The 16,190-nt window shown below is 46.2% G+C and carries 16 protein-coding genes; 8 read left to right on the top strand and 8 right to left on the bottom strand.

Translation table 11 applies throughout. From position 1 onward, the window contains the following. Nucleotides 1-18: 18 nt before the first annotated feature. A complete protein-coding gene (locus AC4MRV_RS00240) occupies nucleotides 19-579 on the top strand; it encodes a sugar O-acetyltransferase (RefSeq protein WP_491185411.1) in 561 nt (186 codons plus the stop codon). A 73-nt stretch (nucleotides 580-652) separates the two neighbouring features. Here AC4MRV_RS00240 and cysS read toward each other — a convergent pair whose 3' ends face one another. From cysS to AC4MRV_RS00220, 4 genes are all read right to left on the bottom strand, one after another. Beyond that, on the bottom strand, nucleotides 653-2,023 hold the full coding sequence (gene cysS, locus AC4MRV_RS00235) for a cysteine--tRNA ligase (protein ID WP_491185410.1): 1,371 nt from the start codon (nucleotides 2,021-2,023) through the stop codon (nucleotides 653-655). A gap of 381 nt (nucleotides 2,024-2,404) precedes the next feature. Continuing rightward, nucleotides 2,405-3,022 (bottom strand): LysE family translocator, encoded by a 618-nt coding sequence (locus AC4MRV_RS00230; protein ID WP_491185409.1) that lies wholly within the window; start codon nucleotides 3,020-3,022, stop codon nucleotides 2,405-2,407. Between the two features lie 57 nt (nucleotides 3,023-3,079). Then, a complete protein-coding gene (locus AC4MRV_RS00225; protein WP_491185408.1) occupies nucleotides 3,080-3,418 on the bottom strand; it encodes a hypothetical protein in 339 nt (112 codons plus the stop codon). A gap of 172 nt (nucleotides 3,419-3,590) precedes the next feature. Next, complete coding sequence (locus AC4MRV_RS00220) at nucleotides 3,591-4,490, bottom strand: DMT family transporter (RefSeq protein ID WP_491185407.1); 900 nt, start codon at nucleotides 4,488-4,490, stop codon at nucleotides 3,591-3,593. Nucleotides 4,491-4,609: 119 nt separating this feature from the next. Here AC4MRV_RS00220 and AC4MRV_RS00215 point away from each other — a divergent pair, with 119 nt between their 5' ends. Then, a complete protein-coding gene (locus AC4MRV_RS00215) occupies nucleotides 4,610-5,092 on the top strand; it encodes a MarR family winged helix-turn-helix transcriptional regulator (RefSeq protein ID WP_491185406.1) in 483 nt (160 codons plus the stop codon). A 73-nt stretch (nucleotides 5,093-5,165) separates the two neighbouring features. Here AC4MRV_RS00215 and AC4MRV_RS00210 read toward each other — a convergent pair whose 3' ends face one another. Together AC4MRV_RS00210 and aceB are read right to left on the bottom strand one after the other, a co-directional pair. Then, on the bottom strand, nucleotides 5,166-5,603 hold the full coding sequence (locus AC4MRV_RS00210) for a GlcG/HbpS family heme-binding protein (RefSeq protein ID WP_491185405.1): 438 nt from the start codon (nucleotides 5,601-5,603) through the stop codon (nucleotides 5,166-5,168). A gap of 58 nt (nucleotides 5,604-5,661) precedes the next feature. Next, entirely contained in the window at nucleotides 5,662-7,290 is a 1,629-nt protein-coding gene (gene aceB, locus AC4MRV_RS00205) for a malate synthase A (RefSeq protein ID WP_491185404.1), read from the bottom strand. Between the two features lie 313 nt (nucleotides 7,291-7,603). Between aceB and gcl the strand changes: the two genes are divergently transcribed. The 6 genes from gcl (at nucleotide 7,604) to AC4MRV_RS00175 (ending at nucleotide 15,245) form a co-directional block, all read left to right on the top strand. Next, nucleotides 7,604-9,379, top strand: a complete 1,776-nt coding sequence (gcl, locus tag AC4MRV_RS00200) for a glyoxylate carboligase (protein WP_491185403.1) — start codon at nucleotides 7,604-7,606, stop codon at nucleotides 9,377-9,379. Nucleotides 9,380-9,397: 18 nt separating this feature from the next. Further along, on the top strand, nucleotides 9,398-10,174 hold the full coding sequence (hyi, locus tag AC4MRV_RS00195; RefSeq protein WP_491185402.1) for a hydroxypyruvate isomerase: 777 nt from the start codon (nucleotides 9,398-9,400) through the stop codon (nucleotides 10,172-10,174). Nucleotides 10,175-10,201: 27 nt separating this feature from the next. Beyond that, the gene (locus tag AC4MRV_RS00190) at nucleotides 10,202-11,101 is read left to right on the top strand and encodes a 2-hydroxy-3-oxopropionate reductase (RefSeq protein ID WP_491185401.1); all 900 of its coding nucleotides are present in this window, start codon (nucleotides 10,202-10,204) and stop codon (nucleotides 11,099-11,101) included. A 310-nt stretch (nucleotides 11,102-11,411) separates the two neighbouring features. Next, complete coding sequence (locus AC4MRV_RS00185; protein ID WP_491185400.1) at nucleotides 11,412-12,554, top strand: sugar diacid recognition domain-containing protein; 1,143 nt, start codon at nucleotides 11,412-11,414, stop codon at nucleotides 12,552-12,554. 179 nt (nucleotides 12,555-12,733) lie between these two features. Then, on the top strand, nucleotides 12,734-14,086 hold the full coding sequence (locus tag AC4MRV_RS00180; protein ID WP_491185399.1) for a GntP family permease: 1,353 nt from the start codon (nucleotides 12,734-12,736) through the stop codon (nucleotides 14,084-14,086). Between the two features lie 22 nt (nucleotides 14,087-14,108). Next, nucleotides 14,109-15,245: a glycerate kinase gene (locus tag AC4MRV_RS00175; protein ID WP_491185398.1), complete on the top strand. Its 1,137-nt coding sequence runs from the start codon at nucleotides 14,109-14,111 to the stop codon at nucleotides 15,243-15,245. Nucleotides 15,246-15,325: 80 nt separating this feature from the next. Here the strand turns inward: AC4MRV_RS00175 and AC4MRV_RS00170 are convergent, their stop codons facing one another. Both AC4MRV_RS00170 and AC4MRV_RS00165 read right to left on the bottom strand, forming a co-directional pair. After that, nucleotides 15,326-15,694 carry a VOC family protein gene (locus tag AC4MRV_RS00170; protein ID WP_491185397.1) on the bottom strand — a complete coding sequence of 123 codons (369 nt, stop codon included), beginning with the start codon at nucleotides 15,692-15,694 and terminating at the stop codon, nucleotides 15,326-15,328. Then, nucleotides 15,691-16,152 carry an RDD family protein gene (locus AC4MRV_RS00165; protein WP_491185396.1) on the bottom strand — a complete coding sequence of 154 codons (462 nt, stop codon included), beginning with the start codon at nucleotides 16,150-16,152 and terminating at the stop codon, nucleotides 15,691-15,693. The genes AC4MRV_RS00170 and AC4MRV_RS00165 overlap by 4 nt, the downstream gene beginning before the upstream one ends. Nucleotides 16,153-16,190: the final 38 nt, after the last annotated feature.

Genomic DNA, 16,190 nt, shown 5'->3' with positions numbered 1-16,190 from the left:
TGATTTTAGGTAACTGCAATGAGAACAGAAAAACAAAAGATGCTCGCTGGTGAGCCATACGAAGCGTGGGATGAAGAACTATTCAATGAGCGCATTGAGTGCCGTAAGGTGTTACAGACATTGAATAATAGTATTCCCAATACTCCTGAATGGCGTAGCGCTGTTGATCGTTTGATTCCTGACTCCGAAGGGGCCTACCTTGAGCCGCCATTTCGTTGCGATTACGGATCAAACATTAAGTTGGGCAAAAATTTCTACGCAAACTTCAACTGTGTGGTGCTTGATGTCGCTGAGGTACATATTGGCGATAATGTGCTGTTTGCGCCTAACGTGCAGATCTATACAGCAGGCCACCCACTAGATGTAAAAGGGCGAGTGGAAGACGGGGTTGAATTTGGCACACCGATTACCATTGGCGATAACGTCTGGCTTGGTGGTGGAGTCATTGTATGCCCAGGTGTCGCGATAGGAGAGAACTCCGTGATTGGTGCGGGCAGTGTTGTTACCAGAGACATTCCGGCCAACGTCGTCGCAGCAGGTAACCCATGCCGAGTGATAAAGCCGATTGAACAAGATTAAAGTACCAGTTGGACGCTCAAAACTAATGTGATAGCGACGCGGGGAACACACGTCGCTTAAGAGGACTAACGTATCAAAGCGGGAGTACTTCAAAGGTGTCACCTTTATCTGCAACCTGATAGCCTAGTTCAGCAAGCTGGCTGCGGATTTGGTCTGCCTCTTCAAACCTTTTCTCTTGTTTCAATTCTAGTCTCATTTGCGCTAGCGATATGATTTCTGCTGGAACCTCCAACATTTCAATATGATCGAGATTAAGGCCAAACACTTGGTCAAAGAATTGCGCGGTCGCTTTTTTATCTGCTGAGGAGAAGTCACTATCTAATACCTCCCATAACAAGGCGAGCGCTTTTGGCATATTTAAATCTTGATTAATCAGGTTGATAAAGCGGGTTTTGTATTCTGAAATTGCCTTGCCACCATCGGCAAGGTTTGCAACCTTGTTTCTAATGCGCTTGAGTGCGGTTTGAGCGCTTTCCATGCTTTGCCAAGTAAAGCTTAAATGGCTGCGGTAGTGGCTCGTTAAGGTAAGGTATCGATACGCTAGCGGTTCATATCCGCGCTCGATCAGGGCATCCAAACGAAGTGAGGTGCCTGATTTGGATATTTTCTCTTTGTTGAGTTGGAGAAAGTAGCCGTGTAACCAATAGTTCGCTTGGATGTGACCATTTTTAGCCTGACATTGAGCGATCTCGTTGGTGTGATGAACTGGAATATGGTCTTCCCCACCCACGTGAATATCGAAGCGCTCACCGAGATATTTTTCTGCCATCGCTGAACACTCAATATGCCAGCCAGGAAAGCCGGTGCCCCAAGGGCTTGACCACTCCATCTGACGTGATTTTGTACCTGAGAACTTCCAAAGTGCAAAATCGGTTGGATGCTTTTTCTCTGCCATTTCGACTCGAATCCCAGCTTCTAGACCCGACTTATCCAGTTTTGCGAGCTGTCCATAGTCTGCCTGTTTGCTGGTATCAAAATAGACACCGTCGCTAGTTTGGTAAGTAAATCCTTTCTCTTCTAGGCTTAGGATAAAATCGATCTGCTCTTGAATGTGTTCTGTCGCTCGACAAATAGTGGTTGGCGTTTGAATATTGAGCTGTTCAAGGTCGTCGAGAAAGGCGTGCTCAAAGTAGAGCGCGATTTCCCAAGCGGATCTATTTTGTTTTCTTGCACCTTTCTCCATTTTGTCTTCACCAGTGTCAGCATCAGATGTTAAATGGCCAACATCAGTGATGTTCATGACATGATTAACGTCATAGCCGTTGATGGTCAACACGCGCCGAAGAATATCGACAAACAGGTAAGTGCGCAGGTTACCTGCGTGTGCATAGTCGTACACGGTAGGACCACATGCGTAGAGTCCAACTCGGTTGGTTTTGATAGAGTGAAACGGCTGCACAGTTCGTTCCATTGTGTTGTAAAGCGAGAGGGGAGATCTATCCATAACTGAATTCCTTAAAATGCAAAAAGGCCGCGGATGAAAACATCAGCGGCCTATCATTGGGTAAATTATTTTGCTAACTAGTAGCTACACGAAAGCCGCCGTAAATCGAAACGATTACAGCAGCAACAAACTGGTGAAGTGTAACTTGCTAAATAAGTCATATTTTTACCCTAATTAAATTAGGGTAAAAAAGCAACATTAGAAATACGTGGTGAGTTTACAGTGTAAAGGGCCATTTCTTGTCTCTTGCCCCAGTGATATCGAGACACTCATGGGCTGCATCGCCAAAGAACCTTTAGAGCATCAATGTTTAGGGAGCTCGAGTGGCGAAATCGCGAAAATTCGCGCACATTGATAAAGAAATAGCCTCAGGGATGAGGCTTATTGTTGACGGCTAAAAAGTAGATTAGCACTAGAGAGCGCTAAGAGGCTGGCGCACGTACGATTGAAACGCTTAGCCAGGTTAGGTTGTAAGAACCATTTTCTTAAGTAGAGACCAAATAATGCGTAGAGAGCAATGGCTGCTAGCTCTAAGACTAAGAAAGTCATACCTAAGATAAAGAACTGTTGATTGACGTTGGCAGAAACATCAACGAATTGTGGAAGGAAGGCAGTAAAAATCAAGATGGCCTTGGGGTTGCCTGCTGCTAACAGAAACTCTTGCTTGGCTAAGCCGAGCTTGCTTCGCGAGCGATCTAATTCCCCTATTGGGCTGGTTTCAGATCGCCAAAGGTTAAAGGCTATCCATAGCAAATAAGCTGCGCCGAACAGTTTTATGGTAAAGAACAGCGTCTCAGAAGCGTAGAGTACGACAGCTAACCCAGAAGCTGCTAAAGCAATCATTGCTGAAAAAGCGGCAATTCTTCCTAACCCTGCCATGAATGCTGAGTGAAAACCATAACAGCGAGCATTGTTCATCGAAAGTAGGTTATTAGGGCCGGGTGTCATGTTTAGCGCAAAACATGCAGGTATGAAGAAAAGTAGCTTCCAGATTTCCACGGTAATTCCTTGTTTAAAACTGTGTATTTCGTGCCTTAGCGGATGAAAGGTTTTGCTTTACCAACTCACTTCCTCGCCATTTTCAACAACTCTATTGGGTTCAACAATCGAAGTTATCACGATTACTTTTGTCGATTCCAGTTGGTAAACCTCAGCGATCGCTTTTGCAAGTCCGGTTTGGAGTAAGCTTATTGACTCTCGTGACCAAAGGCTGGGTAAGTATAAGGTACAAATGGCGTCATAACTTTTGCCCATTTGCTCTTCAGCTTTTAGGACTGTGAAGGTCATCTCTGACGGATTGAACCCAGAGTGTACTCCCCAGCGATCAATTAATTCGTTACTTGTATTTTCATTGTTCACTACGCAAGGAGAGAGAAAGCAGTTCGCAATCGGCATTTAGGCCTCCAGTCTTGTCATGATTGAACCACTTCATCGATGTTGTCGACAGTGTAGCGGGTAAGTCAAATCAAAAGTGTTCAGTGAGATTGTGTGGTTTGAGTATAGTTGCCACTTTCGTTACGTTCCCCAAAAACAAAAAAAGCCGCGCTAGGTCGCGCGGCTGGTTAAGTTAGTTGCTCTGACATTCAGCTGGGGCTGGCCTATTCTGCCGAATGGCTAGAATGACCTGAGGAAGTAATGACATAACGATCATGCCAATCATTAGACTGTACTGGAATGGGGTGAAAGACTCACCCAGCAATACCAAGCCCGACACAATACCCGCAATAGGGTTAGCAATACCGCCAAAGGTAAAATCAACCACTGACATGCGTTGTAACAACCACACATACATGCCGTAACCAAGTGCCGTATTTAGGCCGACTACCCACAATAGACCAGACAGATTCGTTGTTGAGAAGTTATTGATAATTGCCGCGTATTTTTCTGGCTGCATAACACCTTGAACGCCAGCGGATACTGAGAGAATCACACCTCCCAAAATCAATTGCCAAGTTAACACCGTCCACCAGTGCATGCGATTTCCAAGCGACTTGGTGATGGAGCTACCGACAACAATACACATAATCGCGGCTAGCATTGCTCCTAAACCAATAGGGTTTAGGCTGAGGGAGCTAGGGTCAAAGAGCATCCAAGCGAGCGCAATTAACGTTGCACCACTAAGGGCTTGAATGATTCCGGGACGATGCTTGTTGATGAGCCAATTGTAGAGCATGGCAAACACGGGCACAGAAATCATTCCCACACCGGAAATCGCAGAGGGCAACGTTAATGCCATCACAAAGATCAGGCCAAAAAACGTCGCGATATTGATTAAACCTAGGCTAAATAAGATCTGCCAATCGCTTTTTCTCGGCAAACTCGGTTTAAACGCCAACAACAGAATTCCGGCAGGTAAAGCTCTGATTGCTCCCAGTAGCAAAGGGGGCCAGTCCGCAAGCGTATATTGCGTAACGGCATAGGTGGTGCCCCAAAAGAACGCCGGAATCATGGCTAGTAATATATTCATAATAACTATCTTTACGTTAAGATACTTTTGTGATGAATGTACGCTTAAAATCGCTGTTTGTAAAGTATCTCTATGTTAAGATATTTAAAACAGCATTTTGTTACCGGAGACAAACATTCATGGACGCTATTGATAGAGTAGTTGTGCAATGGGCTAAGGAAAAGCCAGATTTAGAAACCGAGCCTATGGCTATTATGGGCCGCTTGATGCGAATTGCTAAGTATATGGAAACGGAAGTTGCTCAACTGCATAAGCGTTACGACCTAAAGTTAGGAGAGTTTGATGTGCTGGCGACATTACGACGCAGCGGCGAACCGTTTCGATTAACGCCTTCTGAACTGATTGATTCAATGATGCTGACATCTGGTGCAATGACTAACCGATTAGACAAGCTGGAATCAAAAGGGCTTATAAGCCGTGAGCACAGCAAAGAAGATCGTCGAAGCGTCACTGTGCAGTTGACCCAAGATGGTTTTACCCTCATCGATAAAATCATTGAAGAGCATGCTTCAGTTCAAGCCAAACTGGTAAAAGGCATGAATACCAACCAGAAAAAACAGATGAATACCATTCTAAAAGGCTGGTTGACTCAGTACGAATAACATCAACTTGTCTTGAACGAGAAACGCCCGATACAACTTATATCGGGCGTTTTTTTATTCTAATCGGGGGACATCAAGAGGCCAGTTCGTCACTATAGAGCTGAGCGTAATCAATCCCGCCGAGCGCGCAGCTTTCATCGATATCAGATTGATCGCCACTGACGCCAACAGCGCCTAAAATATTGCTTTCCGCATCGCGGATAAGTAAACCTCCTGGAACAGGGACCATATTACCGTGAGCAAGCACATTCACAGCAGAGATAAACGCAGGACGATTGTCGGCATCTTGGGCGAGTTTTCTCGACGAACAGCCTAGCGCGAGGGCTCCCCAAGCTTTAGCAATGGCGATATCTGGGCGCATCATGCTCGACCCATCTTGACGTTGAAGTGATATCAACTTGCCACCACTATCGAGAACCGCAACGGTGAGCGGAGCACTTTGACTTTTGATGCCGGCTTGAAAAGTACCATTTGTGACAGACAAAGCTTGTTCTAGAGTTAAACTTCCCATGTTATCTCCTGTTGGTCATATACCCGCTGCCTCCCACTATGGGAGGCTTTGCGTGGTGTTACGCAGCCCCTTGAAGAAGCTCGTAGCTAGGTAAAGTCAGGAAGTTGGCGAACTTTTCTGCGGTGGATAGCTTGAAGAAAAGGTCAGCGGTTTGTTCAAAGCGACCCACTGCATAACGAGTGTCACCAACTTCCTGTTTAATGGTATCCAGTTCCTGATACAACCAGGTATGGAATAGTTGAGTGGTAAAGGTTTGGCCATCATCTAGCTCTACGCTATGGTGAATCCATTGCCAGATGTTCGCTCGAGAGATTTCGGCAGTTGCTGCGTCTTCCATTAAGCCATAGATAGGTACGCAGCCTTGTCCTTGAATCCATGCTTCGATGTAGTACAAAGCAATACGAATGTTTTTACGGACACCGGCTTCGTCACGGCTGCCATCACATGGTTTGAGCAGCACGCTGCCATCGATGTGATGCGTTGGGCTGACAAAGTCGAGCTGGTTGGGTTTTCCTTGCAGGTTTTTCTCAAATACAGACATGGCCAAATCGACCAAAGCAGGATGAGCGACCCAAGTGCCATCATGGCCATTGAGGGATTCACGCTCTTTGTCTTCGATTACCTTGGCTGTCACGCGCTCCATTTCAGCTGGATCTTTGACTGGAATAAATGCTGACATTCCCCCCATTGCCAGTGCTCCGCGCTGGTGGCATGTACGAACGAGCAATTGGCTGTATGCGTTAAGAAACTCTTTGTCCATCCCAACGACATGGCGGTCGGGTAAGATGCGGTCTGAATGATTTTTAAGGGTTTTGATGTAGCTGAATATGTAATCCCAACGCCCACAGTTCATTGCAACAATATGATCTCGCATGGCATAGAGCATTTCGTCCATTTGGAATACTGCCGGTAGGGTCTCAATCAAAACCGTAGCGCGGATCGTGCCTCGCTGAACACCAAAATAGTCTTCGGTAAACGAGAACACATCATCCCACCATTGAGATTCTTCCATGCTTTCAAGCTTAGGTATGTAGTAGTAAACCCCAAGACCTTGTTCCGCGCGAGTTAGGTAGTTGTGATAGAAGTAGAGGGCAAAATCCATCAAACAACCGGGGATAGGGTTGTTGCCAAATTGAATGGATTGCTCCGGCAGGTGCAGGCCTCGTGGCCGAGCAATCAAAAGGGCTGGGTTCTCATTCAGCTGATAATGTTTGTTTTTCTGTTGGTCATGATAGCTGATGGTTTTCGCGTTAGCGTCTCGAAGGTTTATCTGCCCTTGAACCATATTCTCCCAAGTTGGAGAAGAGGCATCTTCGAAACAACACATAAATACTTTTGCCCCCGAGTTCAAAGCGTTGATCACCATTTTCCGATCAATAGGGCCAGTGATCTCCACACGGCGATCCAATAACTCTGCTGGTGGAGTCGCTATCTTCCAGCTTTTGTTGTCACGAATGGTTTGTGTATCACTGCGAAAGTCTGGCAGATCTCCGGCATCGTATTTTTGTTGTTGCTCTTCTCGTGCTTGCAACAATGCATCTCTGCGCGGTGCGAACCTTTCTACTAGCTTGCTCAAGAAGGACAGCGCTTCGCTAGAGAGGATGTCTTGATATTCTGATTTGTCCATATTACCGACTACGCGTAGACAGGCGGTTTCTTCTTTTTCTGCTACATCGTTCAGACTCATTGTTTGTCTCCTTTAAACAATATCGAATGATTTTGTGTACAAAATACAACTCTCACGAATACTTATATTTCATCTCATGTAAACAATCAAAGGGTATTTAACAATTATTTTTCATTCTCGGTATTTGATAATTATTTTTATATGAAGATATTTTACATAAAGTAATGATTTCTTTGTGTTATGGGGTTAGCGAACGCTTCGAGTTAATGCTCTATGTTGAAAAAATGTTGCAAATGGGGGTTGCCAAATTCTGAATTTAATTCATAGTACACAAAGTGTCTTTGAATTGTATACAATCGAAATGGAGGTTCGCATGGCAAAGATGAAGGCAATAGAAGCAGCGGTAGAAGTGATGAAGAAAGAAGGTGTAGACATTGCCTTCGGCGTTCCGGGCGCTGCCATCAACCCTATGTACGCAGCAATGAAAAAGCTGGGTGGTATTGATCATGTGCTGGCGCGACATGTAGAAGGCGCGTCACATATGGCGGAAGGCTACACGCGAACCAAACAAGGGAATATTGGCGTGTGTATTGGGACTTCGGGACCAGCAGGAACAGACATGATCACCGGTTTGTATTCCGCATCAGCCGATTCCATCCCAATTTTGTGTATTACCGGACAAGCTCCTCGAGCACGTCTGCACAAAGAGGATTTTCAAGCCGTTGATATCGAATCGATTGCCAAGCCGGTTACTAAGTGGGCGACGACAGTATTAGAGCCGGCACAAGTGCCGCGTGCATTTCAGCAAGCCTTTCATTTGATGCGATCTGGTCGGCCGGGTCCTGTACTCATCGACCTTCCACTTGATGTTCAGTTAACGGAAATCGAGTTTGATATCGACACGTATGAGCCACTAGAAGCCTTTCAACCCAAAGCTACCCGCGCGCAGGTAAAGAAAGCGATTGAGATGATGTGTGACGCAGCAAACCCTGTGATTGTTTCTGGTGGCGGCGTGATCAACGCTGGCGCAGAAGAGTTGTTGCAACAGTTTGCTGAGATCACCGGTATACCAGTGATTCCAACATTAATGGGTTGGGGCTCAATCGCCGATGATCATGAGCTAATGGCTGGAATGGTGGGGCTACAAACTGCGCATCGTTATGGCAATGCCACCTTGCTCGAATCTGATTTTGTATTTGGAATTGGTAATCGCTGGGCCAATCGTCATACCGGCTCTCTCGATGTATACACCAAAGGACGTAAGTTTGTTCACGTAGATATCGAACCGACACAAATTGGCCGCGTATTTTGTCCTGATTTGGGCATTGTGTCTGATGCCAAAGCAGCGCTTGAGTTATTGGTGGACGTTGCCCGTGAATGGCGAGATGCAGGAAAACTGCCCAATCGCAGCGCTTGGGTAGGGGAGTGTCAGCAGCGTAAAGCCACTATGCTACGCAAAACTCACTATACCGATGTACCAATTAAACCAATGCGCGTTTATGAAGAGATGAACAAGGCGTTCGATCGCGATACGTGCTACGTCAGCACCATAGGTTTATCACAAATTGCGGCAGCGCAATTCCTACATGTCTACAAGCCTCGTCACTGGATTAACTGTGGTCAGGCGGGTCCATTAGGTTGGACGACACCAGCGGCACTCGGTGTACGGGCCGCGGATCCCAATCGTGACATCGTAGCGATTTCTGGTGACTACGACTTCCAGTTCATGATTGAAGAATTAGCGGTCGGCGCGCAGTTCAACTTGCCTTACATCCACATATTGGTGAACAACTCTTACCTAGGTCTGATTCGCCAAGCGCAGCGTCAATTTGATATCGACTACTGTGTGCAACTGGCCTTTGAAAACCAAAACGCTCCAGAGTTAAATGGCTACGGTGTTGACCACGTAACGGTTGTGGAAGGCTTAGGTTGTAAAGCGATTCGTGTAACGGACCCTGAGCAGATGCAAGCAGCATTTGCAGAGGCAAAAGAGCTAATGAACAAGCACAAGGTACCTGTTGTGGTTGAGGTGATTCTAGAGCGAGTGACCAACATTGCAATGGGAGTAGAGATCGACGCCATCAACGAATTTGAAGCGTTGGCTGAAAGTATTGATGATGCGCCAACCGCACTCATTCACCGTGACTAAGTAGGGAGGGAAAATACCATGGCAAAGTTTGCAGCTAATTTATCGATGTTATTTACCGAAGTGGAGTTTGAAGACCGCTTTGAAGCGGCTGCTAAAGCGGGCTTTAGTGGAGTTGAGTACCTATTTCCTTATGCATTAGAGGCTCAAGCGATTAAGGAGAAGCTCGTTGAAAACCAACTTACCCAAGTACTGTTCAACCTTCCGGCCGGTAATTGGGATGCGGGTGAGCGCGGTATTGCCGTCGACCCCAACCGAGTTGAAGAGTTTCAAGCCGGGGTCGCGCAGGCAATCGACTATGCCAAAGTATTGGGTAACACCCAAGTTAACTGTCTCGCAGGAATTGTTCCAAAAGGGGTAAGCCAGCAAGATGCTCACGCCACGTTTGTTATTAACCTTCGTTATGCCGCAGAAGCCTTGAAACTGCATGGGATAAAGCTGGTGATTGAAGCGATCAATACGCGTGATATTCCGGGCTTTTTCCTCAATACCACGGAGCAAGCAAAAGCTGTGATCAAAGAAGTGGGCAGTGACAACCTGTTTATTCAATACGACATCTATCACATGCAGATTATGGAAGGTGATCTCACGCCAACGATAGAAGCGAATATTAGCCAGATCGCCCACGTGCAGCTGGCTGACAACCCAGGCCGTCATGAGCCAGGGACAGGAGAGATTAACTATCCATTTGTATTAAATCAGCTAGACCTGCTCGGCTATCAAGGTTGGGTGGGTTGTGAATATAAGCCAAAGACCACGACCTCAGAAGGTTTAGATTGGATCAATTTGTATCGCTAATCGCGGCGGTTAGGTTAAGGAGAACAGATGATGAAAATTGCATTTATTGGTACTGGAATTATGGGCCGCCCTATGGCTGCCAATTTGCAAAAAGCGGGCTACGAACTGGTATTGTCAGACCATTTTAATCCACCACCAGCCGATTTGGTTGAAGCTGGAGCATTGGTTTGCCATTCTCCGCAGGAAGCAACGCGCGTCGCTGATGTCGTGATTCTCATGGTACCCAATACCCCTCAAGTGGAAGAGGTCTTATTTGGTGACAACGGCGTTGAAGCAGGGCTTATTGCTAGTGGTGCTGAAGGCAAGCTGGTTATAGATATGAGCTCTATATCACCAATGGCAACTAAAGCTATCGCGGCGCGCATTAATGAAAGTGGTGCTCAATACCTCGATGCTCCAGTATCTGGCGGAGAAGTGGGAGCGATCAATGCAGCACTGAGCATCATGGTTGGTGGCGCTCAACAAGCATTCGATAAGGCGCGTCCACTGTTTGAGGTGATGGGGAAAAACATCACGCTAGTGGGTGAAAATGGTGCCGGACAAACTTGTAAGGTCGCGAATCAAATCATCGTGGCATTAAACATTGAAGCTGTGTCTGAAGCGCTGGTCTTTGCTTCAAAAGCAGGAGCCGATCCTGCACGAGTGCGTCAGGCGCTATTGGGCGGCTTTGCTAGCTCGAAGATTCTAGAAGTACACGGCGAACGTATGATTGAAGGCACATTTGACCCTGGCTTTAGAATTTCACTGCATCAGAAAGACCTAGATTTAGCGCTAACAGGAGCTGAGGAGTTAGGTGTTGCTTTACCTAATACGACCAATGCACAAGAACTGTTTGAAGATTGTGCAGCGTTAGGTGGGCGAGATTGGGATCATTCCGCACTGATCAAAGCGATTGAGAAACGTTCGAACCACTCAATTCGTGATTGAATGAGCGGATGGGACTCCGTCAGGGGGGCAGAGGATTCCTCTCCCTTTGCGCTCCTTGGGTTTGGTATGAACCCTAAATTAATTGCAAAACAAATCGCGTAGTTTTTGTCTCCTTTTATACGCGTTCCCGTTGTAAGACAACAGGTAGGAGTATTTTCTCGGGCTCCGTCTTAGCAGGCACCTTGAGTACTTACTTCGGGATTTTTTCTTCTCTCTGTGAGCTGGTCGATTGTGCCACCGCGCGAACTGAGAAGGGCTTGTGATATGTTAATGCACACAGTCGAACGACTGACATCACAAGGCACAAAAGATGCAGTTAAATACCTTAATCGCACGTCAAATTGTTGAACGAGCGACGAAAATTATCCAATTTCCCGTTAACGTAATGGATGAAAATGGACAAATTATTGGATCGAGTGATCCCACGCGATTGCACCGCACGCATGAAGGGGCATTACTTGCAATCCATGACAATCGCACTGTCGAAATCAATCAAACGGTAGCGAGCACGTTAATTGGGGTTAAAGAAGGCATTAACTTACCAATACTTTACCAAGATCAAGTGATTGGGGTTGTGGGGATATCAGGGCAGCCCGATGAGGTGAGAAGCTACGGCGAGCTAGTAAAGATGACCGCAGAGCTGATTGTTGAACAAGAAGCCATGATGGCACAAATTCAGTGGAATAAACGCCATCGTGAAGAACTGCTTCTTCAGCTAATTCAAGGTTCAACATTAAATGAAAATCAGCTGTTATCCATTGCGGAACGTTTGGATCTCAATCTTTCTCAGCCCCGCATTGCGGCAGCGGTGAAAGTGATTCCTAAGAAAGGCCAATCACTTACGTTAGAACATTTGCAGAAACTAGTGCATTTATTGGAGTACCCAGAGCGAGACAACATTGTTGGTATTGTCTCGGTGTCAATGAATGAGGTTGTGGTGCTAAAACCCGTCACCCTCATTGAGGGGCAATGGAATCATTCTGAAGAGCGAGCAAGGGTCAAGCGGCTACTAAAACGTATTGCACAGGAAGCTGACTTCTCGATCAAGATTGCAATGGGGCAGTATTTTCCTGGCTTAGCAGGTTTGGCACGCTCGTATGACACGGCAAAGGCAACGCTGGAAGGTGGAGCGCTGAGTAAAGAGGCAATTCTCTTCTATCAAGAACATAAGCTGTCGGTGTTAGTCGGAGGGCTAAAACAAGATCAGTGGCGAAGAGCACAGTTACTTGAGCCATTGGTAAAACTGCAGCAACAGGACACAAAAGGCGTGTTGATAAAAACGCTAAGCGTGTTTTTTGACCAAGATTGCGATCTAGCTCAAGCTTGTGCAGTGCTACATATTCACCGAAATACGCTCCGTTACCGACTGGAAAAGATCGAAGAGATCACTTTATTAAAAATCAATAATTTAGATCATAAAGTGCAGTTATATTTGGCGTTGAAATGCTTGTGATTAATATTGGTTTTTTGTGCAATTTGACAGTTTTTGGTAATTTGCCATTGATAAATTTGTCACTTTGCATAAAGGAATGAGGAAGAATTCACTGAATAATAGCACCGTCCCTACAGACACCCTGAGTATGTGAAGAGAGTTCACCTACTCTGAGTAAACCTATAATAAACGGAGTTATCATGAGTCTTATCTTAATCCTGCTGGGGGTGATAGCCTTTATCGTCCTCGCTACAACCAAATTTAAGTTACACCCCTTTTTAGCACTCATTGTTGCAGCCTTTTTGGCAGCATTTGCCTACGGATTGCCGGCAGACAGTATCGCTAAAACCATTGCATCTGGCTTTGGCGGAATTTTAGGCTACATAGGCTTAGTCATTGTTCTTGGTACCATTATTGGTGTCATCTTAGAGAAGAGTGGCGCAGCGATCACTATGGCTGACACGGTCATTAAAGTCCTTGGCGAGCGTTCACCAACACTCACTATGAGCATTATTGGCTACATCGTTTCTGTGCCTGTTTTCTGTGATTCGGGTTACGTTATTTTGAACTCTTTGAAAGAGTCACTCGCGAACCGCCTTAGAACATCCAGTGTCGCAATGAGTGTGGCGTTGGCTACTGGCCTTTACGCAACTCATACGTTCGTGCCGCCAACGCCAGGCCCAATTGCCGCAGCTGGTAATCTAGGCCTTGAATCCAACCTTGGTTTGGTGATTGGTGTTGGTATCTTTGTGGCAGCAACCGCGGCGATCGCAGGTATGCTGTGGGCAAATCGATTCAAAGATGTGGAGCCTGATGGTGGTGATCAGCTAGATGAAGCGAAACAAGATTGGAAAGAGCTAAAAGCGTCTTATGGTGAGTTACCAACCGCTGGACAAGCGTTTGCACCAATTTTTGTACCGATTTTGCTGATCTGTTTAGGTTCTATCGCTAAGTTCCCAAGCCTGCCTTTAGGTGACGGAACTCTGTTTGAGGTGCTTTCTTTCCTAGGTCAACCACTGACGGCACTTATTATTGGTCTGTTCCTGTCTGTTCGCTTGCTTAAGAGTGACAACAAGGTGGAAGAGTTTGGAGAGCGTATTAGCCAAGGTATTACGGCAGCAGCGCCAATCCTTCTCATTACTGGTGCTGGTGGTGCATTTGGTGCCGTGCTGAAAGCGACACCGCTGGGTGAGTATTTAGGTACCACGTTATCTGCGTTGGGTGTCGGGATCTTCATGCCGTTTATTGTGGCGGCTGCATTGAAGTCTGCACAAGGCTCATCAACGGTTGCCCTAGTTACGACTTCGGCTCTGGTTGCTCCGATGCTGGCCCAGCTGGGACTAGACTCAGAAATGGGACGAGTACTTACCGTTATGGCGATTGGTGCGGGTGCGATGACAGTATCACATGCCAATGACAGCTTCTTCTGGGTGGTATCGCAATTTAGCCGTATGTCTGTTGGCTTAGCGTATCGCGCGCAAACCATGGCGACTTTAGTACAAGGTATCACGGCCATGACGTTGGTTTACATTCTAAGTCTTGTTCTGCTGTAGCAAGCCAATATAGGAAACATATATGAAAGTAGTTATCGCTCCAGATTCTTACAAAGAAAGTTTAACCGCTATGGAAGTGGCAACTGCGATTGAAAATGGCTTTAAAGAAATCATGCCTGACGCAGAATACATCAAACTGCCGATGGCTGATGGCGGAGAAGGCACAGTGCAATCCTTGGTTGACGCCACAGGTGGCAATATCGTAACAGTCAAGGTTACGGGGCCACTTGGTCAACCTGTCGAAGGGTTTTATGGCTTGTTGGGTGATGGCTCAACAGCTGTGATTGAAATGGCTGCGGCGTCTGGGCTTCATTTAGTGAAGCCAAGTGAACGGAATCCGTTACTCACTTCTACCTATGGAACGGGTCAGTTGATCAAGGCTGCACTGGATAAAGGCGTGAATCATATCATTATCGGTATCGGTGGAAGCTCAACCAACGATGGCGGTGTGGGCATGGCTCAAGCGCTAGGGGCAAAGTTGGTGAATGCTCAAGGTGTTGATTTACCCTTTGGTGGTGGTGCACTTGCGGGCTTAGCTGAAATTGACCTGTCAGGCCTAGATCCTCGTTTAGCAGAGATTCAACTCGAAGTCGCTTGTGATGTTGATAATCCTTTGTGTGGCCCGAAAGGCGCGTCTCATGTGTTTGGTCCGCAAAAAGGCGCAACCCCAGAGATGATCGAGCAGCTAGATAAAAACCTTGCTCATTACGCTGAAGTGATCCGTCAGACCAACGGCAAAGATGTGATCAATCAGGCGGGTGCAGGCGCTGCTGGTGGTCTTGGTGCTGCTTTAATGGGCCTATTTGATGCAACACTTCGCCCCGGCATTAACATAGTCATGGATGCGGTTAACCTTGCTGAAGTTGTGAAAGATGCTGATTTAGTGATTACGGGTGAAGGGCGCATTGATAGCCAAACCATTCATGGTAAAACGCCAATTGGTGTGGCACGTACCGCGAAACTCTATAACTTACCTGTGATTGGTATTGCCGGCAGTACTGCTCAAGATTGTCGAGTGGTCCATGAGCACGGCATTGATGCGGTCTACAGTGTAGTCTTGGGAGCAACAGACCTGCCCACTGCGCTGAAAGAGGCGGCATTTAATGTGGAGATGACCTCACGCAATGTGGCTGCTGCGTTGATGATGAATTTTAAGTAGCCGTCTCGGAATAATCAAAACAAAAATGGCCGCATTAAGTGGCCATTTTTATATCCATAGCTTTGTTATTTCGTGCTCGTTCAAGAGTAAACGCTAATCTCAATCAGATTAGAATCCGGATCTAGAAAGTAGACAGACTGAATGGGGCCTTGGGCGCCAGACTTCTCAACCGGCCCTTCGACGATTTCTATCTGTTCTTTAGTTAAGTGAGTAATCACTTCCTCTAGCGACCAATGTGTTATCAAACAAAGATCTCCCGAGCCAACTTGAGCTTGGTTTCTAGGCTCCTGGCCCAATAGTTGTAAATTAATTTTCTGATTACCAAACTTAAGCGCTTTACGACCGTTGGCGAAGGTGACCTCTTCCATCTGCAGCACCCGTTGGTAAAACGCCACAGAATGGGCAATGTTGGAGACGGTGAGAACAATATGGTCGATATGGCTAATCATTGAAACTCTTCCTGGGAAGTAGGCTTTTCATTCAGTGTAATCAATCGCGTTCCAGCTATTTTATCGTGCAGAAACAGACGTTCTTTGTTGAAGAATACGTACAAAAAGCCAAGTCCCATTATCGCAACACTGAAGAATTTGAGGAAGTTGCGTTCACAAGACTGCCACAAAGTGATGTTTCCTCCATCTTTGTTTACGACTTTAATCTTCAAAGCAGACTTTCCTACCGTATTAAAACCTCCTCGACACTCAAATATGACGAAATAGATAAAGCAAAGAAGTGCAGAGAAGTCTCTGACTTGGTTTCTATGTGGATAGAATTCTTCGCGATCGATAGTCCCATCTAAAAAGCCCGTGAAAATAACGTCATAGCCCATGAAAAACCAAAAAAAGGCGAAAGTGAGGGAAAATATTGGCAGCATATCGATGAGATATGCAAAAAATCTACGCCATAGCATGTGAGAGTTTACCTAAATTAATAGTGAGAAAAGAATGA

This window comes from Vibrio sp. (assembly GCF_984391705.1).
The sequence above is the reverse complement of the archived record's forward strand: the minus strand, read 5'-3'. Positions and strand labels throughout refer to the sequence as shown.